This is a genomic window from Brevibacterium samyangense (assembly GCF_039529845.1).
GTDB lineage: Bacteria > Actinomycetota > Actinomycetes > Actinomycetales > Brevibacteriaceae > Brevibacterium > Brevibacterium samyangense.
Genome location: NZ_BAAANO010000005.1, coordinates 193,829 through 198,666 on the forward strand (window position 1 = coordinate 193,829; position 4,838 = coordinate 198,666).

The window sequence follows — 4,838 nt, forward strand, 5'->3', positions numbered from 1 at the left end:
GCCGGCGTCCACGCCCGCCGTCAGGTCGTCCACCTCGATCTCCCGCCCGAAGCGGTGGGGAAGATCATCGGCCGGAGCGGCCGCAGCGGGGGAGAGGCCCTCGCCTCCCGAGTGCGCGGGGTCCTCGCCGCCGCCGAGGCGCCCGACATCGTCGTCCACGGCGTCACCGAGGTCGATCCCGCCTTCGATGCCCGCTTCGCGGCGCTCTCCCGCACCTACACGTACCGGCTCGCGGACGAGAGGTCCTTCCTCGACCCGCTCCTCGTCGACTGCACGACGGTGCATCGCGGGGAGCTCGACGCCGAGAGCATGGCGCGCGCCGCGGCTGAACTCCTCGGTCTCCACGACTTCCTGCCGTTCTGCAAGCCCCGTGCCGAGGCGACGACGATCCGGACCCTGCAGCGCCTCGACGTGGAGCGGGATCGCGACGGTGTCATCGTCCTCACGTTGCAGGCCGACGCCTTCTGCCATCACATGGTGCGTGCGACGGTCGGCGGGCTCGTGAAGGTGGGGAGCGGGAAATGGCCCGTGACCCGTCCGGCGGAGCTCGTCGCGCAGGCGGAGGCTCCGGTGTTCGCGAGCAGCGGCGGCGTGGGTGCCGGAAGCCTGGCCGAGTCGTCGGCGACGGCTCGTGGTGTCGATGGGGCGCCTCGGGAAGGGGGTGCCGTGGGGCGCGGCGTCGGGGCGACCGACGCCACGGTGGACGACGCTGCACGCAAGGCGGCGCTCGGGCCGATGTTCGTCATGCCCGCCCACGGCCTCGTGCTCGAGGACATCGCGTACCCCGCGACCGCGGAGGAATGGGCCGAGCGCGCCGACCTCACCCGGGCCCGCCGTACCTAGCCATTCACTGTCGCCGAGGTCGCGATTCCCTGTGCTCCACCCGTCGAGATCGCATTTCTCTTCGGCGGAGCCCCTCGAGATCGCAATTGTGTGCGGGGTTTCGCCGAATCATGACATTCAATTGCGATGTGAGGGTGGGAAACCGACGCGAATCGAGCACTCGGTCGGTCGCATCAATCCTGTCCGGGCGGTTGACTCTCGTATCGCACCCACCTGTCGGGTTCACGCGCTTCTGCGTAGTCGGCGGATCGCTGCGAGCCCGCGGCGTGCGCCGAGGTGCTTTCGCAGTGCATCGAGCCACTGGCCCATGTCGGTCTGCTTCGTGACGGTGAGGACGAGCCAACCGGCTGCGCTGAGCTGGGCGTATCGCGTGGAGTCGTATGTGCGCTGGTCCTCGTTCCAATGGCCGCGACCGTCGTACTCGATCGCGATCATTTCGTCCTCGTAGCTGAGGTCGGGGTGGACGGGTGACGGGGTCTCGCGGAGATGGACAGGTGCCGCGATCCGTGGTTCCGGCAATCCCGCGTCGACGATCTGCAGTCGGAGTGTGGTCTCCCGCGGCGACCGGACGTTGTCCCGGGCTCGAGCGAGTGCTGACATGAGTACACGTTTGCCGCGGTAACGGAGGTGGGCGTGAAGAGCGTCCGCGATCTCGGTCCTCGACATCACCGGCGACGAACGGAACGGGCCGACGACTCCGTCGAGCACGGCAGTCGCCTCGTACTCCGTGAGGTCACCGGCGAGGGAGGCGATGACGTTCGTGACCGAATCGACGCGGACTCCGAAGAAGTCTGCGGGTGCGAGGTGTGAGAACCGGCGGCCTCGAATGCCCTGACGCCGAATCACAGGGAGGTCGGTCGGCACCGCGATGTCGATGCGCTCCCGTGCAGCCAGTTCGAGACGACGCGGAAGCGCGAACCCGAGGAGAACTCCTGCTGCGGCACCCACGAGAACGCTCTCCGGTCTGACGAGCTGGACTGCGCGGGCGCGTTCGTGGATCTCGATCCATGTCGAGTCCGCCCACGCCGGTGCATAGAGCGTCTCCTGCCTGGAGTCGCTCATCCGGACGCCGAAGACCTGCCGGTCCATCGATCCGCGCGACGAAGTGGCATAGGTCGAGATGCCTCGGCGATGAGCGTCATCCACTCTGATGGGGACGCGTACGTCGATCGCCGCGAGTTCACGCGTGCAGTTCTCGACAGGATGCACGATGCGGTGGCCATTGAAGGAGAGATTCTGAGCAGTCATGGTGTCGAGAATCGCGCATTTTGTGACCAAAGTGAATAGAAAGGCATCAAACCTCATCAAATGGCGTTCGAGTGCGACGAGAGTGTCGTTCGTGGGGAGGCGTGAGGGCGTGCCGAGTACTCGATTGGCGTCGGTCACGGGGGCAGAAATCGCATTCGATTGCTCGGTTTCGGCGAATCCAGACATTCAATTGCGACTTCGAACTGCGAGGCGAACGGAATGGCGATCTCAGCGTGGTGGGCGCAGGGAAGTGAGAACTCGAAGAGGGGCCCACAGGGAATCGCGATCTCGGTGGCAAGGGGGCGAGGGGTGCGCGGTGGGTGTGGACGCGGGGGAGTAGGTGTTGGTGTCGCTGAGTGTGCGATTGGCGTCGGTGGCGGGGGTCGAAATCACAGTTGAGTGCTGAGTTTTGGCGAAACCCAGCATTCAAATGCGACTTCAACGGGTGGGGGCGACGGGAATCGCGATGTCGAAGAGTGGGGGCGACGGGGATCGCGATGTCGAAGAGTGGGGGCGACGGGAATCGCGACTTCGCGGGATGGGCCCGCAGGGAATCGCGACTTCGGCGACAGCGAACGGCGTCAGCGGGGGGTGTTCTGGCCGGCGAGGTGTGCGAAGAGCGGCACCGCGTAGAGGATGCCGACGGCGGGGACGACGATCCCGGAGTCGTTGATGATCGTGCCGACCGTGAGGAGGACGAGGAGCGCGACGAGTCCGGCTCTCACGAGGGGGTACTGCGCGTAGAGCCGGGGCAGTCCCGGGACGCCGAACCGGCTCGGCCGCAGGAGGACCCAGAACACGAGGGCGATGACGAGCGGCAGGAGCACCGTCGCCCAGCTCTGTGTGAGGATCCCGATGTTCATGTCGATCTTCCGCAGGAGGATCGCCCCGGCCTCACCCGAGAGCACGGAGTCGAAGAACCGGCCGAAGTGGGTGCGCTGGTCCGCCGGTCGCAACCAGTCGCCGACGAGGGCGACGAGCATGACCGCGCCCGCGGACCCCGCGATGAGGAGGACGTTCCGCACCGTCGCACGGATCCCCGCGACCGCGAGGGCGAACACCGCGAGCCCGGAGATGAGGGTCGGCACCGAACCGAACTTCGTTCCCAGACCGGGGGTCGCGAGGAGGACGCACGAGAGCACGAGCGCCGCGACGACGAATCCGACCCGGAGGGTGCGGGCCCGGGCGTCCGTCCCACGCACGAACGCACACACCGTCACGAGCACCATGACGAGTGCGGTGCAGTAGAGCGCGAGCGCGGAGTTCCCGATCCCGTAGAACCGTGAGGCGATGAGCAGCGGCTCCCCGAGGAGGGTCGACATCTGCAGTCGTGACCCGGTGAGGACGTCGACCGTGAGCGTGAGGACGGTGACGACGGAGACGAATCCGAACGGTCCGAGCGGATGCCTGCGCCACGGTCCGAGCAGCCCGCCGAGCGCGATGAGGAGCGCGAACCCGGCGAGTGCCGCGAGCATCGCGACGTCCGGGCTCGTCGACCTCTCCCACGGCACGAGATTCACGAGGAACGTCGCGACGGGGGTCGCCGCGAAGAAGAGGCCGACGGTGCGCAGCGAGCGCCGGATCGCGGACACCCCGTCCCGTCCGGCTCGGCGCTCGACGCGGACGACGGTCCACGCGACACCGAGCAACCCCATGAGGAGGACTCCGATGATCGGGTAGAACCACGCCGCGAGCGCCGCCTGCGTGCTCACCGCCACCTGCCGGTCGAGCATCTGCTGGTACCTGGCCGCGGTCGTCCCACCGGGTTCGGACACCATGACGGCACCGGCGAGGTTCGGATCGTCCGGGACGTCCGCCTGCTGCAGGAGCGTCGGCAGGATGTCGGTCGTCTGCACGAGGCCCGGCTGCCGGGTCGACTCCGAGGTGAGGATGCCCCGCCCGAACTGTCCGCCGACCGCAGCCGTGAACTGCATGCTGCTCGTATCGGTGCGCCCGTCCGCGATCGAGGACACGAGGAGTTCGGCACCCGCGGCGTCCGTCGCCTCCCGGATCTGCCCGATCCGTTCGTCGAGCTGGAGGAGGGAGTACCCGGACCGTTCCGTGTTCCCGAGGTCGACGAGGAGCACCTCGTGGCCGTCGCCGAGCACCGTGGACACCTGATCGGAGAGGTCCTCGTCGATCGACGACCACGTGTCGACACGGCCCTCCTCATCCGCGGCGGCGATCGCGGCACCGGGACCGATCGCGGCGACGGAGGGGACCGCCTCGGCGAGTGCCCCGAGTTGTGCGTCGTAATTGTCCGCCTCGACCCGTTCGAGGTACACGTCCCAGTCGGGGACCTCGTTCCCCGCCGGCGATTCGGGCTCCCGGCAGTACGATGCCTCGGCATCGGCGGCGCGTCTGCCGGACCCGACCGCGAGCCAGCCGTCGATGGGGCAGCTCGTCGACCGCACGCTGCGGGGAGTCGCGGTCCCGATCGAGCCGTCGGCGACGAGCGACCACAGGTGCGGCATCCGGTCGGGGTCGATGTCCTCGAACGTGAGCCCGGAGACGCCGACGAACACCGCCGGCCCCCGGGCCACGTCCGGCCGTGCGGAGTCCTGCCCCGCGAGGCGCACGAGCCCCATCCCCACGAGGACGAGCACGAACACCCCGACGACCGCGGTGGTGAGCCACCCGAGCAGCCGGTCGGAGTTGCGCCGCTGTGCCGCGTTCATCGCCGGCCCCCGCCGTTTCCGGCGGTCCCGCCCGTCGGCGCGGTCCCGCCGGTCGGCGCGGTTCCGGAC

3 protein-coding genes are annotated in these 4,838 nt (G+C 68.6%); 1 reads left to right on the plus strand and 2 read right to left on the minus strand.

Annotated features, from left to right (window positions below):
- Positions 1-843 (plus strand): tRNA pseudouridine synthase A (locus ABD172_RS03165; protein WP_344306863.1); only part of this gene is annotated, 843 nt, incomplete at its 5' end.
- Positions 844-1,065: 222 nt separating this feature from the next.
- On the opposite strand, the gene ABD172_RS03170 is transcribed toward ABD172_RS03165, so the two are convergent.
- Positions 1,066-2,091, minus strand: coding sequence for a hypothetical protein (locus ABD172_RS03170; RefSeq protein ID WP_344306865.1), 1,026 nt, complete (start codon positions 2,089-2,091; stop codon positions 1,066-1,068).
- Positions 2,092-2,672: 581 nt separating this feature from the next.
- A partial coding sequence (locus ABD172_RS03175) for a hypothetical protein (RefSeq protein WP_344306867.1) occupies positions 2,673-4,838 on the minus strand: 2,166 nt, incomplete at its 5' end.

Bases quoted from the DNA above. Each gene is read 5' to 3' on its own strand.
- ABD172_RS03170 (WP_344306865.1), bottom strand. From the start codon at position 2,091: ATGACTGCTCAGAATCTCTCCTTCAATGGCCACCGCATCGTGCATCCT.